This window comes from Pseudarthrobacter equi, from assembly GCF_900105535.1.
Taxonomy (GTDB): domain Bacteria; phylum Actinomycetota; class Actinomycetes; order Actinomycetales; family Micrococcaceae; genus Arthrobacter; species Arthrobacter equi.
The window spans coordinates 145,904-168,733 of record NZ_LT629779.1 but is presented as its reverse complement, the minus strand read 5'-3'; the positions used below and the strand labels follow the sequence as shown (position 1 = coordinate 168,733).

Sequence of the window (22,830 nt, the reverse complement as noted above, 5' to 3'; positions counted from 1 at the left end):
CGGGCTGGCGGGGCTGGTTACAGGCCCAGTTCCGCCAGCACGGGCAGCTTCTCCCGCACCCGGTCGCGGGCCTCCGAGGCGCTCGGGGCGGAGAGCGCCAGCTTGGCCAGTTCCTGGGCTTCCTGGAGGGTCACGGTCTTGAGGACGGCGGCGACGGCGGCGAGGGAGCGGGCGGTCATGGACAGTGTGTTCACGCCCAGGCCGGTCAGGACGACGGCCAGGGCGGGGTCCGCCGCCGCCTCGCCGCAGACGCCTACGGGCTTGCTGTTGCCTTCGGCCCGGGAGCCTTCCACCGTCAGGCCCACCAGGCGCAGGACGGCCGGCTGCCACGGGGTGTTCAGGTTGGCCAGGGGACCGAGCTGGCGGTCCGCTGCCATGGCGTACTGGGTGAGGTCGTTGGTGCCCAGGCTGGCAAAGCCCACCTCGCGGAGGATGGCCTCGGCGGTCAGGGCGGCCGAGGGGACCTCCACCATCACGCCGGGGGTCTGCAGGCCGGCATCCGCGCACATCGAGGCAAAGCGGGCTGCCTCTTCGGCCGTGGAAATCATCGGTGCCATCACCCACACGTCCGCCTCGGACGCGTTGGCGGCCAGGGCGATGGCCTCCAGTTGCCGGTCCAGCACCCCCGGGGTGGTGAAATCGGTGCGGTAGCCGCGGACGCCGAGGGCGGGGTTGGGCTCGGTGGAGTCAGTCAGGAACGGCAGCGGCTTGTCGGCGCCGGCATCCAGCGTGCGCAGCACCACCTTCTTGCCGGGGAAAGCATCGAAGACGCTCTTGTACGCTGCGGCCTGTTCTTCCACGGAGGGCTCGGTGTCGCGCTCCAGGAAGCAGAACTCGGTGCGGAACAGGCCAACGCCCTGGGCGCCCAGCTTCGCGGCAGCCACCGCGTCCTTGCCGCCGCCCACGTTGGCGAGCAGCGGGACCTGGTGGCCGTCCGCCGTCGCGCCCGTGCCGGTGAACTCCGCCAGCAGCGACGCCGTTGCGGCCCAGTTTTCCGCGGCCTCGCGCAGGGACCCGTCCGGCTCGGACGTGACGGAGCCGGCGGCGCCGTCCACGTAGACCTCGGTTCCGTCAGCGATGTGGTCCACCCCGACGGCGGCCACGACGGCGGGAAGGCCGAGCGAGCGGGCGATGATGGCGGTGTGCGACTGCGGGCCGCCGCCGGACGTCACCAGGGCGAGGACCTTGTTTGGGTCCAGGGTGGCGGTATCGGCCGGGGCGAGGTCGTCTGCCACCAGGACGAAGGGATTCTCGGACGCGGGAATGCCGGGCGCTGCCACGCCGCGGAGCTCGGCCACGATGCGGGCCCGCACGTCCAGGACGTCGGTGGCGCGCTCAGCCATGTAGCCGCCCAGGTTATGCAGCATCTCCGAAACGGAGGATCCCGATTCCCAGATGGCCCGCTCGGCGGACGTGCCCCGGGCCACCAGCTTGGCGGCGCCCTTAATCAGCATGGTGTCCTTGGCCATCAGCGCCGTGGCCTCCAGGACGGCCTTGCCGTCACCGCTGGCGTGCGCCGCGCGCGCCTTCAGTTCGTCATGCACGGCCTGCGAGGCCGCCTTCAGTGCTGCGGTGGCTTCCTCGGCGGTGGTACCCGGCGCCAGCTGGTCACCGGCGGGGGGTTCGCTGATCGGTTTGGGCATCTGCCGCACGGTGCCGATGACGCGGCCTGGACTGACGCCTACTCCTGGGAAGTTCTGCACTGAAGGTCCTCATTCTCTGCCGGTAGCCAGGCCCGCCAAGCAGTTCCGGCGCCATGCCGGAACACCTCCGCACCGCCGCAACGCGTCACGTCAGGAGATGGAAACGAGCCTGAAAAAATTGTATGTGATTCAGTTCATATAGCAACGCTATAGGTGCTAGGGTAGCGGTTATGAGTTTGGATGGCCAGCTTCCCCCCAAAATGCGGCTGCTCCGTGCAGCGGCGGAGCTGCTGGCAATATCCGCGGGAGCGCCGGTCTCCACCCGCCAGATCACGCAGCTGGCAGGGGTATCTGCACCCACCCTGTACCACCACTTCGGCGACAAGGAAGGCCTTTTCGACGCCGTGGTGGCTGCAGGATTCGAAGAATATGTCGCAGGCGAAAGGGATTTCGCCCCCTCCGGGCAGCCTCTCGAGGACATCCGGAGAATGTGGGACAACCACGTGCAGTTCGGGCTTAACCAGCCTGAGCTGTACCTGGTGATGTTCGGCAACATCCGTCCGGAAAGCCGCCCCGCCATCGTTGCCGATGCTGAGGCGCTGATGGAGGAGATGCTGAATAAGGCCGCGGTGGCGGGCCAGCTCAACGTCCAGCCCAGGGAAGCGGCCAGGTCCATCCTGGCGGCCAACGTGGGTGTGACGCTGATGCTGATTGCGGAGCCCGCCCCGGACCGGAACCTTGAACTGTCCACCATGACCCGGGATGCCATGATCTTTGCGGTATCCGCCGAGCCCGCCAGTGGTGCGGCCCCGGGCAACGCCGGAAAGTCTTCGGTGGTGGTGGCAGCGATTGCCCTGAACGCCGCACTTCAGGCCTCGCACTCAGACCAGCTCTCGAGCTCCGAGCTCAAGCTCTTCCTCGAGTGGCTGCACCGGATCTCCACCACTCCCGCCGGCTAGGCCGGCACCAACCTGCCCCACCCGGTTCCACCAGCAGTACGTCGTCGTCAGTATCGGACCATCCTGCGGAGCAGCAGGACGAACGGTTAGGAAATCACATGGCAACAGAAACAGTTGCAAAGCCACGTACCAGCGCTCGGGTACACGTCCAGAAATTCGGGACGTTCCTGTCCGGAATGATCATGCCCAACATCGGCGCCTTCATCGCCTGGGGCATCATCACGGCCCTCTTCATCGAAAAGGGCTGGCTGCCGGTTCCCCAGCTTGGCGGCTTCGGCGAAACCGACGGGAAGCCGAACCTCGGCCTCGTGGGGCCGATGATCACCTACCTGCTGCCGCTGCTGATCGGTTACACCGGCGGCAAGATGGTCTACGACGTCCGCGGCGGCGTGGTGGGCGCCATCGGCACCATGGGCGTAATTGTGGGCGCCGGCATCCCGATGTTCATCGGCGCCATGATCATGGGCCCGCTGGGCGGCTGGACCATGAAGAAGATCGATTCGCTCTGGGACGGCAAGATCCGGCCCGGCTTCGAGATGCTGGTCAACAACTTCTCCGCCGGTATCTGGGGCGGCCTGCTCGCCATGCTGGGCTTCTATGCGGTGGCTCCGGTGGTTTCAGCGTTCAGCGCCGGTGCCGGAAATGTGGTGCAGTTCCTGGTCAACAACGGCCTGCTGCCGCTCACCAGCATCTTCATTGAGCCCGCCAAGATCCTCTTCCTGAACAACGCCATCAACCACGGCGTGCTCACCCCGCTGGGCGTCCAGCAGTCGCTGGAGCAGGGCAAGTCCATCCTCTTCCTGCTCGAAGCCAACCCCGGCCCGGGCCTGGGCATCCTGCTGGCGTACATGTTCTTCGGCAAGGGCGCGGCCAAGGCCTCTGCCCCGGGTGCCGCAATCATCCACTTCCTCGGCGGCATCCACGAGATCTACTTCCCGTACGTCCTGATGCGCCCGCTGCTCGTCCTGGCTGCCATCGCCGGCGGCATGACCGGCATCGCCACCCTGGCGGTCACCGGTGCCGGCCTTGTTGCACCGGCAGCGCCGGGTTCCATCTTCGCCGTACTCGCCCAGACGTCCCGTGACAGCTACCTCGGGGTGATCCTCGCGGTCCTGCTCGCCACGGCCGCGTCCTTCCTGGTGGCCTCGGTGATCATGAAGACCACCAAGCACAGCGACGAAGGCGACCTCAACGCCGCAACCTCTCGCATGGAGGAGATGAAGGGCAAGAAGAGCTCTGTGTCCTCCCACCTGACCGGTGCGGGTGGTGTGGGAACCGCCGTGATGGCCGGTCCCATCAAGAACATCGTGTTCGCATGCGACGCCGGCATGGGCTCCAGCGCGATGGGCGCCTCCGTGCTCCGCAACAAGATCAAGGCCGCCGGTTTCCCGGATGTCAAGGTCACCAACTCGGCAATCGCCAACCTCAGCGACACGTACGACGTTGTGGTCACGCACCAGGACCTCACCGAGCGGGCCAAGCCCGCTACGTCCAGCGCCGCGCACTTCTCGGTGGACAACTTCATGAACAGCCCGCGCTACGACGAGATCGTTGACCTGGTCCGGGAGAGCAACACCGAAGGCGGATCGGCCGACGCCGGCGCCACGGCCGAGGCGGGTGCCGGAACTTCCGGCGGTGCCGCCGCAGCGGGCGGTGCAGGAGTTGGCGCCGCGGCTGGTGCAGCCGCAGGCCAGGGTGCGCACGCCGCCGACGCCCCGGCCGCGGGAGGGGCAGAGATCCTGGCCCGTGAAAGCGTCATCCTGACCGGAACAGCCACCACGCGCGACGCCGCCATCGACGAAGCCGGCCGGCTCCTGCTGGCCCGCGGCGCGGTGGACCAGGGCTACATCGACGCCATGCACGAGCGTGAGGAATCCGTGTCCACCTACATGGGCAGCTTCCTGGCCATCCCGCACGGCACCAACGCCGCCAAGGACCACATCCGGAAGTCGGCAGTCTCGGTGATCCGCTACCCGCAGGGCATCGACTGGAACGGCAAGGAGGTCAAATTTGTGGTGGGCGTCGCCGGCGTCAACAACGAACACCTGCACATCCTGTCCTCCATTGCCAAGGTCTTTACCAACAAGGAGCAGGTGGCCCGCCTTGAGGCGGCCAGCTCCGTGGATGAAGTCCTGGAGCTCTTCGGGAAGGTCAACGCATAGTGAAGGCTGTACATTTTGGTGCCGGCAACATCGGCCGCGGCTTCGTGGGGCTTCTCCTGCACAACGCCGGCTACGAGGTGGTGTTCGCCGACGTCGCCGACGCGCTCATTGCCCAGCTGGCGGCGGCGGACAGCTACGCCGTCCATGAAGTGGGGGAGAACCCCGCCGTGCAGACCGTTGACAACTTCCGCGCCCTGAATTCGAACACCCAGGAAGCGGAACTCATCACGGAAATCGCGACGGCGGACATCGTCACCACAGCGGTGGGGCCGCACATCCTGAAGTTCGTGGCACCGGTGATCGCACGGGGCATTGCCGCCCGCGGGGCCGGGATGGCGCCGCTGCAGGTCATGGCCTGCGAGAACGCCATCAACGCCACGGACATCCTGGCCCGGGAGGTGGCCTCCCGCCCGGAGGCCGCCGGCGGGGCGCTGGACGGCCAAGCAGTGTTCGCCAACACCGCCGTGGACCGGATCGTGCCCAACCAGGAGGCCGGGCAGGGCCTGGACGTCACCGTGGAATCCTTTTACGAGTGGGTCATCGACCGGACGGCCTTCGCCGGATCGGAGCCGGAGATCCCCGGTGCCACCTTCGTGGACGAACTCGCGCCCTACATTGAGCGCAAGCTGTTCACGGTGAACACCGGCCACGCCTCGGCCGCTTACCTGGGTTTCGAAGCCGGAATCGAAAAGATTTCCGACGCCATGGCGGACCAGGACGTGGCGGAAGACGTGCGGGCAGTGCTGGAGGAAACCAAGCAGCTCCTGGTGGCCAAGCACGGGTTCAGCAACGACGAGCAGGAAGCCTACGTCCAGAAGATCCTGGTCCGGTTCACCAACCCGCACCTGCCGGACACCGTGAACCGGGTGGGCCGCGCCCCGCTGCGCAAGCTCAGCCGGAACGAGCGGTTCATCGGCCCCGCGGCCGAGCTGGCCGAACGCGGCGTGGTGCCCGAGGCCCTGCTCGGAGCCATCTCAGCGGCGCTGCGGTTCACTGATCCCGCCGACGCCGAGGCCACCGAACTGGCCGGCATCCTCGCGTCGGGCAGTGCGGCGGACGCCACCGCCAGGATCACCGGCCTGGAACCGGACCACCCGCTCTTCAACGCCGTGTCCACCCTCGTGGAGGAACGGCAGGCAGAGGTGGCCACCACCTCCGCCTGATCTCCGCAGCCGGCGGCACGCTGCCTGCCGCACCATCCGACGTATGACTGCATCGACGTAATGCACAAGGACGACGCCGGCACTGACCCCAGTGCCGGCGTCGTTCTTCTGTGATGTCGCCCACAAACAGCCTAAAAGCGCTTTGGTTAGCCTGCCCTTACTTATAGGCTCTGCTCTATTAGGCAACGAAGTTGTGACGTTATTACCGAGTGGAGAACATCGTGAAGAAGAGGCTGCAGGGCTATTTGGGGGCAATGGCGGCAGGGGCGGCCCTCCTGACGTTGACTGCGTGCGGCGGCAGCGCCACGGCAACCCCCGCAGCGGAAACCTCCACCATCACCGTCGAGCACGCCCAGGGAAGCACCGCCAACGTCCCGGTCAACCCGGAAAAGGTCTTCACGTTCGACCTCGGCGTCCTGGACACCATGGACGCCCTGGGCGTTGAACCTGCCGGTGTGCCGGAAGCTGCCTACCCGGACGCGCTGAAGAAGTACTCCGATGCCAAGTACGCCAAGATCGGCTCCCTGAAGGAGCCCGACTTCGAAGCCGTCAGCGCGGGAAGCCCGGACCTCATCATCATCTCCGGCCGCACCGCCGGCGCCTACGAAGAGCTGAGCAAGATCGCCCCCACCATCGACCTCTCCATCGATGCCGCCAAGCCCATGGACAGCTTCAAGGAGCAGGCCGGAAAGCTGGGGACCATCTTCAACAAGTCAGCCGAGGTTGAGGAGAAGCTCGCCGCCGTGGACACCACCGTGGCGGACACCAAAGCAAAGGCCGCAACCGCCGGCAAGGGCCTGATCGTTCTCACCTCCGGAGGCGAAGTGACCGCCTACGGCGCAGGGTCCCGCTTCGGCATCATCCACGACGTCCTGGGCGTCCCCACTGCGGCGGACGTGAAGTCCGAGGGATCCCACGGCGAGGCCATCTCCTTCGAGTACATCAAGCAGGCCAACCCGGACCTCCTCTACGTGATCAACCGCGACACCGCCATCGGAACCGAAGGCGCCGCCAACGCCATCCTGGACAACGAGCTCGTCCAGTCCACCAATGCCGCCAAGAACGGCAAGGTCATCAACCTGGACCCCGCAGGCTGGTACATCGTGGGATACGGCCTGAACAACGTCAAGGCCATGGTGGACGCCGTGGCCGGCTCCGTCGCCTAACCCCCAACGGGCTACAGCATGACCATCACCGCCGCGCGCCCCCAGGCGCCGGCAACCCGCAGCCAGGCCCGCCAGTACGCGGGCCTGGCTGCGGCCGCAGGTGCCGTCCTGGTCCTCGCCGCAGGAAGCATGTTCGTGGGCGTCAGCGACGTCTCACTCCCGGCACTGCTCGCGGGGGACGCGGACACAGTCGACATTTTCTGGATCTCCCGGGTGCCCCGAACGTTGGCCGTGCTGCTGGCAGGCATGGCGGTGGCCGTGGCCGGGCTGATCATGCAGCTCATGGCCCGGAACCGCTTCGTGGAACCCTCCACCGTGGGCACCGTCGAGTCCGCCACGCTGGGCATCCTGGTGGTCACCGTCCTCGCCCCGGGCGCGCCGATGCTGGCCAAGATGCTGGTAGCCAGCGTTTTCGCGATGCTGGGCACCGCCCTGTTCCTGGCCATCCTGCGGCGGCTGCCCGCCAGGAACACCCTGCTCATTCCGCTGGTGGGCATCATGCTGGGCGGCATCATCGCCGCCGTCACCACCTTCTTCGCCTACCGGTACGACCTGCTGCAGACGCTCAGCAACTGGATGATCGGCGATTTCTCGGGCGTCCTCCGCGGCCGGTACGAGCTGCTCTGGATCGTCGCGGCGCTCATGCTGGTGGGCCTGCTCGCCGCCGATCGGTTCACCGTCGCCGGGATGGGACAGGACTTCACCACCAACCTGGGCCTGAACTATGCCCGCACCATGCGGCTGGGACTGCTGATCGTCTCGCTGATCTCCGCCGTGGTGGTCACCACCGTGGGCGCCGTACCCTTCCTGGGTCTGGTGGTGCCCAACATCGTCTCCCTCATCTTCGGTGACAACCTCCGCCGCGCCGTCCCGTGGACCGCCCTGTTCGGGGCCGCATTCGTGCTGGTCTGCGACATCATCGGCCGGACCATCCGGTACCCCTACGAGGTTCCCGTGGGGATGGTGATGTCCGTGCTGGGCGCCATCCTCTTCCTCGCCCTGATCCTGAGGAAACGCAATGCCTAAGGCGCCCGCCCTGACCTCCCCGGCTCCCGTGGACTCCGCCGTGGCCCCGTCCCGCGGCCCGGCCCGGCGCCGGCTCCGCAATGCCCCGCCCCAACTCGTGCTGGGCGTCCTGCTCGCGGCGACGGCCGCCGTCGTCCTCTTCTTCCTGTTCTTCGAACTCAAGGGCAACGTTGGCTACATCCTGCCGCGCCGCGCCATCAAGGTCTCCGCGATGCTGCTGGTGGCCGTTGCCGTGGGCGTATCCACGCTGCTGTTCCAGACCGTGACGGCCAACCGCATCCTGACGCCGTCCATCATGGGCTTCGACTCGCTGTACATCCTGGTGCAGACCGTCATGGCCTTCGCCCTCGGTGCCGCCGCCGTGGTGACGGCCCCGCCCACGCTGCAGTTCGGTGTCGAGGTGGTGCTGATGGTGGCCTTCAGCGCACTGCTGTACCGCTGGATGTTCACCGGCGCCACGCGGTCGCTGCACCTGCTCCTGCTGGTGGGAGTGATCCTCGGCAGCCTGTTCCGCGGCTTCTCCTCACTCCTGCAGCGGCTGATGGAACCCAGCGAATTCATCATCCTGCAGGACCTGTTCTTCGCGTCCTTCAACAATGTGGACCCCGCCCTGCTGGGCGTCGCCGCGGTGATCGTCGCCGCCGTCTGCGCTGCCGTCTGGCGGGCCCGGCACACCCTTGACGTCCTGGCGCTGGGCCGGGACGTGGCCATCAACGTGGGCGTGGACCACCGCAAGGTGGTGATGCGCGTGCTGCTGGCCTGCTCGCTGCTGGTGGCCGTCTCCACCGCCCTGGTAGGCCCGGTGACCTTCTTCGGACTCCTGGTGGTGAGCCTGGGCTACCAGCTGTGCCGCGGGTTCAGCCACGCCTGGCTGCTCCCCATTGTGGTGCTGATCGGCGCCATCGCGCTGGTGGGCGGCCAGCTGGTCCTGGAGAAAGTCTTCGGCTTTGGCACGGCGCTCAGCGTGGTCATCGAGTTCACGGGCGGCATCCTCTTCCTCTACCTCCTGCTGAAAGGCTCGCTCAAATGACCATCGCGGTCCGCAACGTCTCCAAAAGCTACGGCGGCCAGACGGTCCTCGACGACGTCAGCTGCGAGATTCCGCAGGGCGGCATCACCTCGATCATCGGACCCAACGGCGCGGGCAAATCCACCCTGCTCTCACTGATCAGCCGGCTGCAGCCGCTGGGCTCAGGTGAGGTTTCCGTGGGCGGCCTGGACATCGCGTCCACGGACAGCCGCCAGCTGGCCCGGACCATGGCCATCCTCCGCCAGGAGAACCACCTCACCATGCGGCTCACCGTCCGCGACCTGGTGGCCTTCGGCCGGTTCCCCCACTCCGGCGGGCGGCCTACGGTGGAGGACCTCGCCAAGGTGGAAGAGGCCATCGCGCACCTGGACCTGACGCCCATGGCGGACAAGTTCGTGGACGAGCTCTCCGGCGGCCAGCGGCAGCGGGCCTTCATTGCCATGGTGCTGGCCCAGGACACGCAGTACCTGCTCCTGGACGAGCCCCTGAACAACCTGGACATGAAGCACTCGGTGGAGATGATGCGGCTCCTGCGGCGCCTCGCCGACGACTTCGGCAAGACCATCGTGATCGTGGTCCACGACATCAACTTCGCCTCCTGCTACTCGGACACCATCCTGGCCATGAAGGACGGCAGGCTGATCCACCAGGGCAGCCCGCGGCAGATCATGCAGCAGGCCATGCTCCGCGACGTCTACGACATCGACATCCGCATCGAGGAGATCGGCGCGCACCGGATCGGCGTCTACTTCACCTGACGCGCGCTCACTTGTGGTGGGTATTCCTGCAACGCGCGCTCACCCGTGCAAGGCTGGGCAGGTGAGTGAAACCGCTGGTGCCCCGGAACCTTTACTGACCGCCGACGTCGAGCGCGGGACTTTCCGCCTCCGCCACGCCACGCGGGCGGACCTGCCCGCCGTCGTGCAGCTCCTCGCCGACGACGCCCTGGGCGCGGGCCGCGAGGCGGGCCAGGACATGGCGCCCTACGAACGGGCCTTTGACGCGATCGACGGCGACCCCCGCCACATGCTCGTTGTAGGCGAGCTGGTGCCACTCGGCGAAGCCTCTGGGCCGGTGGTTGCCACGTTCCAGCTGAGCTTCCTCCCCGGCATCTCGCGGCAAGGGTCGTGGCGCTCGCAGATCGAGGGCGTGCGGGTGGCCGGCACTCTCCGGGGCCAGGGCATCGGCAACCTGATGATCCAGTGGGCCATCGGCGAGTCCAGGCGCCAGGGCTGTTCGCTGGTGCAGCTGACCACGCACAAGACGCGGACGGCTGCCCAGCGGTTCTACCAGCGCCTCGGGTTTGAAGGCTCACACGAGGGCATGAAGCTCACGCTCTAATCAAGGATCTTTGACTGTTAGGTAGCCTAAATGTTAGGCTGCCTAATGATGAACGAGAACAAGCTCCAGGAACTCGCCGCAGGCTTCCGCGAAGCCCTGCGCCACAGCGTCTACCTGGTCCGCCGCCTCGACGCGGACGGAGACCTCAGCGCCGCCCAGCTCAGCACCCTCAAGATGCTGCTGGACGACGGCGTCCGCGTAGGTGAGATCGCCCGCAACCTCGGCGTCAGGGTACCCAGCGCCACCGAGCAGATCATCAAGCTCGAACGCGCCGGGCTGGCCCGCCGCGAACCCGACCCCGCCGACTCCCGCGCCGTCCGCGTCATCCTGACCGCCGAAGGCCGCGCCGCCGTCGAGTCCGCAAACCAGCGGCGCAACGCCGTCATGGCCGAACTCCTCGGCGAACTCACCGAGCAGGACCGTGAAGCGCTGGCGGCGGCGCTGCCCGTCATCGACAAAATCAACGCGTCCCTCCAGAACTGACGCACCGCACCCCCTTTAGGAGCACCCTCCATGAACCGCCAAGCAGACACCCTGCAGGCACCCGGGAACACCCTGCAGGCCGAAAAGGCCTCCTTCCTCAAACAGCCAAAAGCTGTGTGGGCCACCGCCCTGGCCGCGGTCTTCGCGTTCATGGGCATCGGCCTAGTGGACCCCATCCTCCCCGCGATCGCCACCAACCTGGACGCCAGCCCCAGCGAGGTTTCGCTGCTGTTCACCAGCTACTTCCTGGTCACCGCCCTGGCGATGCTGATCACCGGCTTCGTCTCATCCCGGATCGGCGGCAAGAAAACCCTGCTGATCGGCCTGGCCATCATCGTGGTGTTCTCTTCGCTCTCCGGACTGTCCGGCAGCGTGGATGAGCTGGTGGGCTTCCGCGCCGGCTGGGGCCTGGGTAACGCCCTCTTCGTCGCCACCGCCCTCGCGGTCATCGTGGGTGTGGCCAGCGGCGGCGCCGGCATCGCCATCATCCTCTACGAGGCCGCACTGGGCCTTGGCATCTCGCTCGGCCCGCTCCTGGGCGCCCTGCTGGGCGGCTGGCAGTGGCGTGCCCCGTTCTTCGGCACGGCCGTCCTGATGGCCGCCGCATTCATCGCCTTGCTGACGCTGCTGCCCAAGACGCCGCTGCCGGAGCGCAAGGTCCGCCTCCGCGACCCGCTGCTGGCACTTGGCCACAAGGGATTGCGTACGACGGCGGCAAGCGGCTTGTTCTACAACTACGGCTTCTTCACCATCCTGGCTTTCACCCCCTTCATCCTGGGCATGGACGCCTACGGAATCGGCGCCGTCTTCTTCGGCTGGGGCGTGGCCGTGGCCGTGTTCTCCGTGTTCGTCGCGCCGGTCCTGCAGCGCCGCTTCGGTGCCGTCAAGGTGCTGACCGGCACCCTGTTCGTCCTGCTGCTGGACCTGGCCGGGCTGGGACTGGCGGCCGGGCACTCGGTGGCTGCCGTCGTCGTACTCGTCATCGTGGCGGGCGCCCTGCTGGGCATCAACAACACCGTCTACACCGAACTTGCCATGGGCGTCTCCGATTCCCCGCGGCCGGTGGCTTCCTCCGGCTACAACTTCGTCCGCTGGATGGGCGGCGCGCTGGCTCCGTTCATGGCCGCGCAACTGGGTGAGCACTTCGGTCCCCAGGTGCCGTTCTTCGCAGGTGCCGTGGCCATGGGAATTGCCATCCTGGTGGCGTTCAGCGGCCGCAAGTACCTCACAGCGCACGAACCGCACCTGGTCTAGGAGCGGCTACTGCAGAACGGAAGGAACCTCCCGCACAGCATGTGCGGGAGGTTCCTTTTTGTGTGGCCGGGTTCAGCCGGACCGGCGGTCAGCCCTTCGCCGAGCCCTTCGCCACGAACAGGGTCTCTGCCTGCTCGAGGGACATGCCGTTGGTCTCCGGCACCTTGAACATCACGAAGAAGAAGGATGCCGCGGCGAACAGCGCGTACATGGCGTAGGTCAGCGGCAGGGACACGGCGGACATCACCGGGAAGCTGAGGGTGATGGCGAAGTTGGCCACCCATTGTGCCGCCGCTGCGAGTCCCAGGGCGCGGGCACGGATGCGGGACGGGAAAATCTCGCCGAGCAGCACCCACACCAGCGGGCCCCAGGAGGCGCCGAAGCTGACCACGAACACGTTGGCCGCCACCAGGGCCACCGGCCCCCAGGCGCCCGGGAGGGTGATGTCTTCGCCGGATCCGGTTGCGGAGGAGAACGCCAGGGCCATGGCGCCCAGGGATACGGCCATGCCCACGGAACCAACCAGCAGGATGGGGCGGCGGCCAATCCGGTCCACCAGGGCGATGGCCACCAGGGTGACCAGGATGTTGGTGACGGACGTGGCCACCGAGATGGTCAGGGAATCCTCTTCCCGGAAACCTACGGCCTTCCACAGGGTGGTGGAGTAATAGAAGATCACGTTGATGCCCACGAACTGCTGCAGCATGGAGAGGATGATGCCCACCCAGACCACCGCCTGCAGGCCAAAGGTCTTGCCGCGCAGCGAGCCCTTCTGACCGGCGATCTTGTCTTCCTCGATGGCATCCCGGATTTCCCGGATGTGGCGCTCGGTGTCATCGGCCGGGGCGATGCTGTCGAAGATCTTGCGTGCTTCTTCTTCCTTGCCCTGGAACACCAGGAACCGCGGGGACTCCGGGAGCGTGAAGGCAATCCAGCCGTAAACCAGGGCCGGAACAGCGGCGGCCAGGAACATCCAGCGCCACGCCTCGATGCCCAGCCAGAAGGACTGGTCCGCGCCGCGGGCGCTGGTTGCCAGGAGGGCGTCCGACAGCAGGGCCGCGAAAATACCGGTGGTGATGGCCAGCTGCTGCAGGGAGGCGAGCCGCCCGCGGACCTGCCGCGGCGAGATCTCGGAGATATAGGCGGGCGCAATCACGGAGGCGAGGCCAATGCCGAGCCCACCCACCAGCCGCCAGAAGATGAGGTCCCACACGCTGAACGCGAAGCCGGTGCCTATGGCGCTGACCAGGAAGAGCAGCGCCCCGAGCTTCATGGCGGGGATGCGGCCGTATTTGTCGGCCACCTTCCCGGCCAGGTAGGCGCCGGCAGCGCAGCCCAGCAGCGCAACAGCGACGGCAAACCCGGTCACCGCTTCGGAGAGCGCGAACTCGCCCTTCATGGCGTCCACGGCACCGTTCACCACGGACGAATCGAAACCGAAGAGGAATCCGCCCACCGCTCCCGCAAGGGCCAGCCAGATCACCCGCTGCGGTATGCGGGTCTTGGTCTGCTCCTGTGCAGTGGGCATGGTTCTCCCTGGGTTTGGGGTGTGGTGGAGTTCGCGCGGACGTCGTCGGCTGCGTACCGGCTAAATGGCCAGCGTACTTACCGTAGTGTTCCATGCCACGGCGAACCGTTCCAGTTGAGGCCGGCCGGCACCGGCTCCCCTCCCGCAGCGAACGCGGACGACGACGGTGCGCGCCGCCGTCGTACACCTCGCCCCGGGCGCGAAGCACTTAGGGAGAAACGCCGGAACCCTCCCGCACGGTGTGCGAAAGGGTTCCGGATATTGCCGCCACGAGTGAGCGCGCGTTGGTGTTTAGGCCGCCACGAGTGAGCGGGCGTTCAGTGGGCGGGGACCTGCAGGGTGTCGTTGTCCTGCGGGGGAGTGGCGTTGGGGTCCGTCAGCTTCTTCTTCGGCAGCGCGAGGCTGATGAGGAACGCGATTCCGGTCAGCACCGCGGCGGTCAGCATCACGGCGTCGATCGAACCGGCGAAGCCCTCGGTGATGGGCCGGGTCAGGGTGCTGTTGGCGGTGTGCAGCCAGCTGGTGTCGTTGAGCGAATCGTTGGACGCGCCGTTCTTGAAGAAGTCGTACAGCTTGGCGTTGGCCGGGTCCGCCGCCACCGCCGGGTCCTTCAGGACGGCAAGGTACGCGGCGTCGGTGGTGGCTGCCTTCATGCCGTCGGCGATCTTGTCTGCCGCCAGGCTGAACAGCATGGAGATGAAGACAGCGGTTCCCACGGCGCCGCCCATGGAGCGGAAGAAGGCGGCGGAGGACGTTCCCACGCCCATGTCACGCGGGGGGACGGAGGTCTGCATGGCCAGGGTGAGCGGCTGCATGCAGAAGCCCAGGCCCACGCCGAAGAACACGGCGATCAGTCCGGGAACCCACAGGGCCGTGTCCACACGAAGAGACAACCCCATGACCAGTGCTGCGGCCGTCAGGATTCCCGTGCCCATGATGGGGAAGATCCGGAAGGTGCCGGACGCGGAGATGGTCCGCCCGGCAGTGATGGACCCGAACAGGATGCCCACGGTGAAGGTGATCATCATCAGGCCGGCCTCGGTGGGAGTCAGGCCCTTCACGAGCTGGAGGTACATGGGAAGCATGGCAATGGCGCCGAACATGCCGATGCCGATGATGAAGTTCAGCAGCGAGGAAAGCCCGAAGGTGATGTTGCTGAAGAGCCGCAGCGGGATCAGCGCGTAGTCCCCGGCCCGCTTCTCGGCCAGCAGGAACCACGCGATGCCCACCACGCCCAGGCCGTAGCAGAGGAAGGAGTTGGTGGACGCCCAGCCCCAGGAGCGGCCCTGCTCGGCCACCAGGAGCAGCGGGACGATGGCAACGGTGATGGCTGCCGCGCCCCAGTAGTCGATCTTCTGCTTCAGGTGCTTGGCCGGCAGGTGCAGGAACAGGAACACCACCACCAGGGCGGCGAGGCCGATGGGCACGTTGATGAAGAACACCCAGCGCCAGCCGTCAAAGCCCAGGATGTTGGACGTTCCGGCGAATGCGCCGCCCACCACGGGGCCCAGCACCGAGGAGATGCCGAACACGGACATGAAATAGCCCTGGTACTTGGCCCGGTCCTTGAGCGAGACAATGTCGCCGATGATGGTCAGCGCCAGGGCCAGCAGGCCGCCGGCGCCGAGACCCTGGACGCCGCGGGCCAGGGCCAGCTCTGTCATGGAGTGGACGGAACCGGCATAGACCGAGCCCGCCAGGAAGATCACGATGGCGCTCAGGTAGAGGGGCCGGCGGCCGAAAATATCGCTCAGCTTGCCGTACAGCGGGGTGCTGACAGTGGAGGTGATCAGGTACGCCGTGGTGGCCCACGCCTGGAGCGAGAGGCCGTCCAGGTCATTGGCGATGGTGTAGATGGACGTGGACACGATGGTCTGGTCCAGCGAGGCCAGGAACATGCCCAGCATCAGGCCCACCATCACGGTGACGATCTGGCGCTGCGTCAGGGTATCTCCGGCGCCGGGTGCGGCAGTGGCTTTGGACATAGGTGCTCCAAGGGGAAGAAAAGGGAAGTAAGCATTTGATAGTTGCTTTCAGTAACTATCTTACCTGCAGTTCCATTCCCCGTCGCGGGAAACTTTTTAGGCCGCCGGGTTACGGCTCCACGAGGATGCCGTCCGGGTCGCACCAGATCTGGGCGCCCGTGCGGATGGTGACGCCGTCGATCACCACGTCAACGTCCACTTCGCCCGCCCCCGCCTTGGCACTCTTCCGGGGGTTGCTGCCCAGCGCCTTCACGCCGAGGTCGAGCTTGGCGATGGCTTCGCGGTCACGGATTGCGCCATTGATCACGACGCCGGCCCAGCCGTTCGCCACGGCGCTTTCGGCGATCATGTCCCCCATCAGGGCGGTCCCCAGCGAGCCGCCGCCGTCCACCACCAGCACGCTGCCGTTACCGGGGGTTGCCAGCGTGGACTTCACCAGGGCGTTGTCCTGGAAGCAGCGGATGGTCCGGGCCTGCCCGGAGAAGTGCGTGCGGCCGCCCAGGGACTGGAACTGCAGCGCCACGGACGCCAGCTCATCGCCGCGCTCGTCATAGAGGTCCGCCGTGTTGATGGCAGGGGTGGTAGCAGCGTTCATGTGGTTCTCCTTCGAGCCTCGGGGTGCCGCGCGCTCGCAACTGCCCCGGCGTGCGGCACAGACGCCGGGCAAGGCCCACGATAGTCTGATTTCCAGCATCAGCACCTGCCCCGGGGGGAACCAGCAATGAGCATGTCCAACACACCGGTCCCGCCGGACGTTCCGCGGACCACGGCCGCGGCGCTCGCCGAGCCGACGCAGAAGGTCACCGCGCGCTGGGTCACCGGGCTGGTGCTGGTCAACGTGGGCATCAACGCCGCGTTTTTCGGACCCATCAACGTCTTTATCGCCCAGCAGGCCACGGGCATCGACGAAGCCAACAAGGAGGCCATCGCCTCCCTCGTACTTGGGTGCGGGGCCGCCGTATCCCTGGTGGCCAATCCGCTCTTCGGCGCTCTGTCCGACCGGACGGTCTCGGGTTTCGGCCGGCGTTCCCCCTGGGTGCTGGCGGGTGCCATCCTGGCCGCAGCAGCGTTGCTGGCAATGTCCGGGGCCACGGCTGTCGCCCTGCTGGTCCTGTTCTGGTGCCTGGTCCAGCTGGGCGCCAACGCGGCCTACGCGGCCATCACCGCCGCCATCCCCGACCGCGTGCCGGTGCTGCAGCGCGGCGGCGTGGGGGGACTGGCCGCCCTGGGCCAAACGGCGGGGATCCTCCTCGGCGCAGTCTTCGGGGCGGTGGTTTCCGGCAACTTCATGGTGGGTTACTGGCTGTGCGCGGCCGCCCTGCTGATCTCCGTGCTGCCGTATCTGTTCCACCGGAATGACCCGACGCTGCCCAGGGAGCTCCGCCCGCCGTTCTCGTGGGGCAATTTCCTCCGCGGCTTCTGGATCAGCCCGGCCCGCCACCCGGACTTCGCGTGGGCGTGGCTCACCCGCTTCCTGGTCAACGTCTGCAACCAGCTCACCATCGTCTATCTGATCTTTTTCCTCACGGACGTCATCAAGCATGAGAACCCGGCGCTGGGGGTCCTGACCCTTACCGGCATCTATGCCGTGCTGGTGATGATTACTGCAGTGATCGCAGGGCCGTGGAGCGACAGGGTAGGCAAGCGCAAGCCGTTTGTGATCGCCTCCTCCGCCATGATCGCTTTGGCAGGGCTCACCATGGCCTTCTTCCCCGTGTGGGCCGGCGCCCTGATTGGAGCCGCCATCCTGGGCATCGGCTTCGGCGCCTACCAGGCCGTTGACTTCGCCCTGCTGACGCAGGTGCTCCCGCAGGCCGCGGACCGCGGCAAGGATATGGGGGTCATTAACGTGGCCGCCTCGCTGCCGCAAGTATTCGCGACGGGCCTCGCTTACCTCGCAGTGACGCAGTTCGGCGGGTACGGCACCCTCTTCACCACGGCGGCCGTTATCGGGCTGCTGGGCGCCGTTTTCGTCGTCAAGATCAAGGGCGTGGACTGACCCTTCCGGCGGCCGTTGGTAAGGCCACTGACGAGTTGCAGCGCCGGCTGGTGCCGTATAGTTGAGCCGGCTGCGGGGCTGTATGGATGGGGGAGCTCCGGCAGCAGTAACCCCAGAACACAACCCCGGAAAATGCTGATGACCGAGACTGTTTCAGACCATCCGCCCATGGCCCCCCGGCCCACTGCACCACGCCAGCGCCTTCGCTACGCACGCATGCTCGAAGCCGCTGCTTCCTTTGCCCGGAAGGGCCTGGACTCCGTGGACCTGTCCGAGATCGCCGAGAAGGCAGACGTTCCGCTGGGCACGGTGTACCGCTATTTTCCGTCGCCGACGCACCTGGTCCTGGCCCTGTACCGCCACCAGCTGGAAGAGCTGGAGGCTGCTGCGCGGCGCGAGTCTGACCGGTTCCGCGGCCGCGCCCTCCCCGGTGTCGTGATGGAAATCTTCCACATGCGGGTCATGCAGCCTGCCGTGGAACAGTGCCTGAGTCGCGGCGTCTATCTTCCGGACCGGGACACTACGTCCCTGCTGCGCGACATTGACGCCTTGGGCGAGAAGGCCGTGGAGGCCGCCGCCGGTGATGCCGTGGCGGCCAGGGTCCTGCTGCTGTCTGTCACTGGTCTGGTCCAGTCCGTCCGGAACCGCCGCCTGTCCCTCTTCGAGGCCGAAGAAGACCTCAAAAAGGCCTGCGCCCGGCTCTCTCCAGCCGCGGATGCCCGGTTCACACTCCACCAGTCGGCGTAACCGGTCTAGACCAATTCGGCATTAAATACGCCTTTATGGCGTGGCGTGAGTCACAAAGAGCGCTGAATAAACGATTTGGCGGCCATTTTCGCTGTCAAGACCGCCGTTGCGGGCTCCGGAGCTTGCCTACCATTGGTTCCAGCGGAGCAGCAGGGAGTGAACATCCCCGGGGGCTCCTACGGACCCGCCACCCCTGGGTTTCCTGTCGCACCATTTTCCCTGCCGGAGCCCGCACGGGTCCGGCCCCATGTGCCGTGCGTGTACGGCGAGCACCAGGAGACAACGACGTGTCCATTGACGCAGCTACAGCCACTGACAATTCCGCAGCCACCGCTCTGACCGAAGCCGAGATCTTCGACGCCCACCAGGGCGGAAAGCTCTCCATCGCCAGCACCGTCCCGCTGTCCAACAAGCGCGACCTGTCCATCGCCTACACCCCCGGTGTGGCCGAGGTCAGCCGCGCCATCCACAAGCAGCCGGAGCTCGCCCGCACCCTGACCTGGGCCGAGCGCCTGGTGGTCGTGGTCAGCGACGGCACCGCAGTCCTGGGCCTGGGCAACATCGGCGCCAGCGCCTCCCTGCCCGTAATGGAGGGCAAGTCCGCACTCTTCAAGAGCTTCGGCGACCTTGATTCCATCCCCCTGGTCCTGAACACCAGCGACGTCGACGAAATCGTGGAGACCCTCGTCCGCCTCCGTCCCAGTTTCGGCGCCGTCAACCTCGAGGACATCGCCGCTCCGCGCTGCTTCGAGCTCGAGGAAAAGCTGATCGAGGCCCTGGACTGCCCGGTCATGCATGATGACCAGCACGGCACAGCCGTGGTGGCACTGGCCGCCCTGACCAACGCCGCCAAGGTGACCGGCCGCAGCCTGGACAGCCTGAAGGTTGTGGTTTCCGGCGCCGGTGCCGCGGGCATTGCCGTCGCCGAAATCCTCCTGGCCGCCGGCATCCCGGATGTCGTCCTGCTGGATTCCCGCGGTGTCATCAACAGCACCCGCGCCGACCTCGCCGCTGACACGTCCAGCAAGAAGGCCGACATCGCGGGCCGCAGCAACCCCCGCGGTGTGGAAGGCGGCCCGGCCGAGGCCCTCGCCGGAGCCGACGTCTTCATCGGAGTTTCCTCCTCCAAGCTGGACGAGGCACACCTTGCCCTGATGAACCAGGACGCCATCGTGTTCGCCCTCTCCAACCCGGACCCCGAGGTCCTTCCTGAGGTCGCCGCCAAGTACGCCGCCGTGGTGGCCACCGGCCGCAGCGACTTCCCCAACCAGATCAACAACGTCCTGGCGTTCCCCGGCATCTTCCGGGGCGCCCTGGACGCCGGCGCACGCCGGATCACCCCGGCCATGAAGCTGGCGGCGGCCAACGCCATCGCCGAGCTCGCCGCCGAGGACCTGGCCGCCGACTACATCGTGCCCAGCCCGCTCGATCCCCGGGTTGCCCCCGCGGTGACCGCGGCCGTCGCCGCAGCGGTGGAAGCGGAGTAGTCCACCCCCTGATTACGCCCGACGGCGGTGCCTCCTTCCCCGAAAGGAGGCACCGCCGTCGGGCGTTAACACGGTCCGGGCTGGCAGGTGCGCCACCCTAGACTGGGTGCCATGACTTCCGAGACCGTGGTGACCATCCTGTGCGGCCTTGCGATCCTGGTGGGTGTGGCGGGGACCATCATCCCCGTCCTGCCGGGCAGCATCCTGATCGGGGCCAGCCTGCTGGCGTGGGCCATCTGGGGCGGCGCAGGTGCCGCCGGATGGGTGGTGTTTGCCATCGGCATCATCTTCGTGGCCGCTGGGATGGCCGCCGGCGCCGTGCTCACCGGGCGGAAGCTCAAGGAGCATGCCATTCCCAGCCGCAGCATCGTGGTGGGCCTGGTGGCCGGTGTGGCCGGCATGTTCATCATCCCGGTGGTGGGCCTGTTCGTTGGGTTCGCCGCAGGCCTGCTGCTCAGCGAAGTCCTGCGCACCCGCAACCTGCCCACCGCGGCCCGGTCCAGCTGGGCCGCCCTCAAAGCCACCGGCATCGGGATGCTCGCCGAATTCGGGCTGGCATGCCTGGCCGCCAGCGCCTGGGTCATCGGGGTGTGGATTGCCGCGGTGAACGGGTAGGTTCCCTTGCGGCGTCCGGCCGCGGCCATGCGTTCGTTAGCATGGAAAGATGACTGCCGGGGACAGCGCACCGATCTACTGGGACAGCCGTGACCTGACGCCGTTCGGCCAGGCGCACCTGCGCACGCCTGTCCACGACCTTGCCGGGGGAGTGGGCGGCCTGCTGACCGGAGTGCTGGGCGCCCGCAACCCGTCGCTGCTCGCGATCAACGGCGAGGTGCCGCGGCTCCGGCGGATGCCCCGGCCGGCCAAAGAGGTGCACGACGCCGTCTTCTCCAGCCGTGAACCCGAACGGCTGATCGCACTGGCCCGCACCTACCCGGGCTGGGCAGGCCTGTGCTACCTGATGTCCGGGCTGCTGGTGTACCAGCACGGCGGGTACCTCCGCGCCTCGGAGCTGCTGCAGCGCGGGCTCACCACCCGGAACGATGAGGACGCGAACCGCTACTCCGCCACGTACCTGCGGCGCATCGTCACCCGGATCGAACTGGCCGAACGGGTGGAGGTTCCAGTCCTGTTCAGCGAGGAATCGGTGTTCCTGGCACTGGCCCACGCGCTGCGCGAGACCGGCCGGACCGAGGCGGCGCTGGACGCCCTCACCGGGCTGCCGCCGTCGCTCCCCATGGCCCTTGCCCGGTGCTCGCTGGCACTCAGCCTGGGCCGGAGCCGCACCGTGATCGACTGGACCGAGGGGCTCCTGAACGCCGATGACCTGTCTGCCGCGTTGCTCCTGGTCCGTGCCCGCGCCCTTCGCCGGGAAGGCCGGCTCGACGCCGCGCAGCAGGCCATCACCGAAGTGCTGCGGCGCCGCAAGACGCACCTCGTGCTCCGGAACGATGCCCTGACGGATAAGGCGCTGCTCCTGCTGGACTCCAGCCGGCGCTCGCTCAATCCGCGCGACTGGGGCAGGCGGCACGAAGATCCGGTGCCGCAGAGGGAAATCGCCGCTCCGGTTCCCATCCGCAAGGACGAGGAAATGCGCCGCATCTGGGAACGGGACTGGAAAAACCTCAGCGAGGACTAGGCGCGGCCCGCCACCAGGGGAACCAGCTGTTCGCCGAGCAGCACTGTGCCCAGCAGGACCATGATGATCCCGCTGGCCAGGGTTACAGCCCGCGCTGCCCCGGGCCTGCTCTGCAGCAGCGTGCGGGACAGCAGTGCCACGGCCGTGTAGACCAGCCCGGCCAGCGCCACGAACGTCATGCCCAGCAGCCCGGACTGCACCGGTACCGGCAGTGAGGCGTCCGCGCTGACGAACTGCGGGATCAGGGCAACGTAGAACAGCAGGCCCTTCGGGTTGATGCCGCTGGTGCCCATGCCTTGCAGGAAGGTGCGCAGCCGCGTTGCGCCGGGACGTCCGACGGCGCCTGCCGCACTGAAGGACGCCCCGCGCCAGGAGCGGAGCGTGCTGATGCCCAGCCACATCAGGTAGCCGGCGCCCACAAGCGTCAGCCAGCCCAGGACACCGGGCATGCCGGTCAGCACCGCGGCGAGGCCAGCCACCAGCAACGCGGTGTGCAGGACGTAGCCGCCGCACAGCCCGGCCACGGCTGGCACGAAACTGCGCTGTCCAAGCCCTGCCGTGATGGAGTACGCCCAGTCCACGCCGGGGGTGCAGGCGAGGGCCGCGGCCACCAGCACAAAGGCCAGGAACAGCTCCGGATTCATGGTTCCTCCTGTCAGGGGATCTTTCAGGAGTAACTGTAGGAACTTTCAGCCCGGAAGTGCTGTCCGGTTTTCGCGCGGCACGCGAGCCAAGCAGTAGGATTTTTGCGTGATAGATGCCATTGACAGAAATATCTTGCGCCACCTCAAGGAGGACGGGCGGATGACCGCCACGGCGCTTGCCGCCAAGGTGGGGCTGACGGTGGCTCCGTGCCACCGCCGGCTGCGCGACCTGGAGCAGTCAGGGGTGATCCGGGGCTACAAAGCGGACATCGATCCAGGCGCCGTGGGCCTGGGGTTTGAAGCGATCGTCTTCGTCACGCTGCGCCAGGTGGACCGGCCCACCATGGAGATCTTCGAGAACCGCGTGGCGGACAACCCGAACATCGTGGAGGCGCAGCGGCTCTTCGGTTCACCGGACTACCTGCTGAAGGTCATCGCGGAGGACCTGCCCGCGTACCAGCGCTTTTACGACGCAGAGCTGACATCCCTGCCCGGCGTGGAACGGCTGACCTCCACCCTGGTGATGAAGAACCTCAAATCGAACGCCGGGCCGCCGGTGTAGCGCTGCCGGTTG

The 22,830-nt window shown here is 67.2% G+C and carries 21 protein-coding genes; 16 read left to right on the top strand and 5 right to left on the bottom strand.

Annotated features, from left to right (window positions below; translation table 11 throughout):
• Nucleotides 1–17: 17 nt before the first annotated feature.
• Entirely contained in the window at nt 18–1,703 is a 1,686-nt protein-coding gene (gene ptsP / locus BLT71_RS00700; RefSeq protein WP_091716718.1) for a phosphoenolpyruvate--protein phosphotransferase, read from the bottom strand.
• Nucleotides 1,704–1,873: 170 nt separating this feature from the next.
• Here ptsP and BLT71_RS00695 point away from each other — a divergent pair, with 170 nt between their 5' ends.
• The 10 genes from BLT71_RS00695 to BLT71_RS00650 all read left to right on the top strand — a co-directional run bounded on the left by BLT71_RS00695 (nt 1,874) and on the right by BLT71_RS00650 (nt 12,227).
• Nucleotides 1,874–2,602, top strand: a complete 729-nt coding sequence (locus BLT71_RS00695) for a TetR/AcrR family transcriptional regulator (protein WP_091716716.1) — start codon at nt 1,874–1,876, stop codon at nt 2,600–2,602.
• Nucleotides 2,603–2,700: 98 nt separating this feature from the next.
• Nucleotides 2,701–4,764: a PTS mannitol transporter subunit IICBA gene (locus BLT71_RS00690; RefSeq protein WP_091716714.1), complete on the top strand. Its 2,064-nt coding sequence runs from the start codon at nt 2,701–2,703 to the stop codon at nt 4,762–4,764.
• Nucleotides 4,764–5,927, top strand: coding sequence for a mannitol-1-phosphate 5-dehydrogenase (locus tag BLT71_RS00685; RefSeq protein WP_091716712.1), 1,164 nt, complete (start codon nt 4,764–4,766; stop codon nt 5,925–5,927). The genes BLT71_RS00690 and BLT71_RS00685 overlap by 1 nt, the downstream gene beginning before the upstream one ends.
• Nucleotides 5,928–6,148: 221 nt before the next feature.
• Nucleotides 6,149–7,093, top strand: a complete 945-nt coding sequence (locus tag BLT71_RS00680; protein WP_091723706.1) for a siderophore ABC transporter substrate-binding protein — start codon at nt 6,149–6,151, stop codon at nt 7,091–7,093.
• A gap of 18 nt (nt 7,094–7,111) precedes the next feature.
• A complete protein-coding gene (locus BLT71_RS00675) occupies nt 7,112–8,119 on the top strand; it encodes an ABC transporter permease (protein ID WP_091716710.1) in 1,008 nt (335 codons plus the stop codon).
• Nucleotides 8,112–9,149 (top strand): iron chelate uptake ABC transporter family permease subunit, encoded by a 1,038-nt coding sequence (locus tag BLT71_RS00670; RefSeq protein WP_091716708.1) that lies wholly within the window; start codon nt 8,112–8,114, stop codon nt 9,147–9,149. Before BLT71_RS00675 ends, BLT71_RS00670 begins: the two co-directional genes overlap by 8 nt.
• Complete coding sequence (locus BLT71_RS00665) at nt 9,146–9,907, top strand: iron ABC transporter ATP-binding protein (protein WP_091716706.1); 762 nt, start codon at nt 9,146–9,148, stop codon at nt 9,905–9,907. The genes BLT71_RS00670 and BLT71_RS00665 overlap by 4 nt, the downstream gene beginning before the upstream one ends.
• A gap of 61 nt (nt 9,908–9,968) precedes the next feature.
• Nucleotides 9,969–10,490 (top strand): GNAT family N-acetyltransferase, encoded by a 522-nt coding sequence (locus BLT71_RS00660; RefSeq protein WP_091716704.1) that lies wholly within the window; start codon nt 9,969–9,971, stop codon nt 10,488–10,490.
• A gap of 45 nt (nt 10,491–10,535) precedes the next feature.
• Entirely contained in the window at nt 10,536–10,973 is a 438-nt protein-coding gene (locus BLT71_RS00655; protein WP_082497403.1) for a MarR family winged helix-turn-helix transcriptional regulator, read from the top strand.
• A 30-nt stretch (nt 10,974–11,003) separates the two neighbouring features.
• Nucleotides 11,004–12,227: an MFS transporter gene (locus BLT71_RS00650; protein ID WP_091716700.1), complete on the top strand. Its 1,224-nt coding sequence runs from the start codon at nt 11,004–11,006 to the stop codon at nt 12,225–12,227.
• 88 nt (nt 12,228–12,315) lie between these two features.
• On the opposite strand, the gene BLT71_RS00645 is transcribed toward BLT71_RS00650, so the two are convergent.
• The 3 genes from BLT71_RS00645 to rraA form a co-directional block, all read right to left on the bottom strand.
• Nucleotides 12,316–13,755: a sugar porter family MFS transporter gene (locus tag BLT71_RS00645; protein ID WP_091716698.1), complete on the bottom strand. Its 1,440-nt coding sequence runs from the start codon at nt 13,753–13,755 to the stop codon at nt 12,316–12,318.
• 317 nt (nt 13,756–14,072) lie between these two features.
• Nucleotides 14,073–15,740, bottom strand: coding sequence for an MDR family MFS transporter (locus tag BLT71_RS00640; RefSeq protein ID WP_091716696.1), 1,668 nt, complete (start codon nt 15,738–15,740; stop codon nt 14,073–14,075).
• 109 nt (nt 15,741–15,849) lie between these two features.
• Nucleotides 15,850–16,335 carry a ribonuclease E activity regulator RraA gene (gene rraA / locus BLT71_RS00635; RefSeq protein WP_091716694.1) on the bottom strand — a complete coding sequence of 162 codons (486 nt, stop codon included), beginning with the start codon at nt 16,333–16,335 and terminating at the stop codon, nt 15,850–15,852.
• Between the two features lie 126 nt (nt 16,336–16,461).
• On the opposite strand from rraA, the gene BLT71_RS00630 reads away from it, so the two are divergent.
• From BLT71_RS00630 to BLT71_RS00610, 5 genes are all read left to right on the top strand, one after another.
• Nucleotides 16,462–17,739 carry an MFS transporter gene (locus BLT71_RS00630; RefSeq protein WP_091716692.1) on the top strand — a complete coding sequence of 426 codons (1,278 nt, stop codon included), beginning with the start codon at nt 16,462–16,464 and terminating at the stop codon, nt 17,737–17,739.
• A gap of 138 nt (nt 17,740–17,877) precedes the next feature.
• Nucleotides 17,878–18,486, top strand: a complete 609-nt coding sequence (locus BLT71_RS00625) for a TetR/AcrR family transcriptional regulator (protein WP_091723705.1) — start codon at nt 17,878–17,880, stop codon at nt 18,484–18,486.
• Between the two features lie 287 nt (nt 18,487–18,773).
• Nucleotides 18,774–19,973 carry an NAD(P)-dependent malic enzyme gene (locus BLT71_RS00620; RefSeq protein ID WP_091716690.1) on the top strand — a complete coding sequence of 400 codons (1,200 nt, stop codon included), beginning with the start codon at nt 18,774–18,776 and terminating at the stop codon, nt 19,971–19,973.
• A 111-nt stretch (nt 19,974–20,084) separates the two neighbouring features.
• Complete coding sequence (locus tag BLT71_RS00615) at nt 20,085–20,588, top strand: DUF456 domain-containing protein (RefSeq protein ID WP_091716688.1); 504 nt, start codon at nt 20,085–20,087, stop codon at nt 20,586–20,588.
• Between the two features lie 49 nt (nt 20,589–20,637).
• The gene (locus BLT71_RS00610; protein WP_091716686.1) at nt 20,638–21,612 is read left to right on the top strand and encodes a tetratricopeptide repeat protein; all 975 of its coding nucleotides are present in this window, start codon (nt 20,638–20,640) and stop codon (nt 21,610–21,612) included.
• Here the strand turns inward: BLT71_RS00610 and BLT71_RS00605 are convergent.
• On the bottom strand, nt 21,609–22,256 hold the full coding sequence (locus tag BLT71_RS00605) for a LysE family translocator (RefSeq protein ID WP_091716684.1): 648 nt from the start codon (nt 22,254–22,256) through the stop codon (nt 21,609–21,611). The genes BLT71_RS00610 and BLT71_RS00605 overlap by 4 nt on opposite strands.
• Before the next feature lie 106 nt (nt 22,257–22,362).
• Between BLT71_RS00605 and BLT71_RS00600 the strand changes: the two genes are divergently transcribed.
• Nucleotides 22,363–22,818 carry an Lrp/AsnC family transcriptional regulator gene (locus BLT71_RS00600; protein ID WP_015938915.1) on the top strand — a complete coding sequence of 152 codons (456 nt, stop codon included), beginning with the start codon at nt 22,363–22,365 and terminating at the stop codon, nt 22,816–22,818.
• The last annotated feature ends 12 nt before the right edge of the window (nt 22,819–22,830 follow it).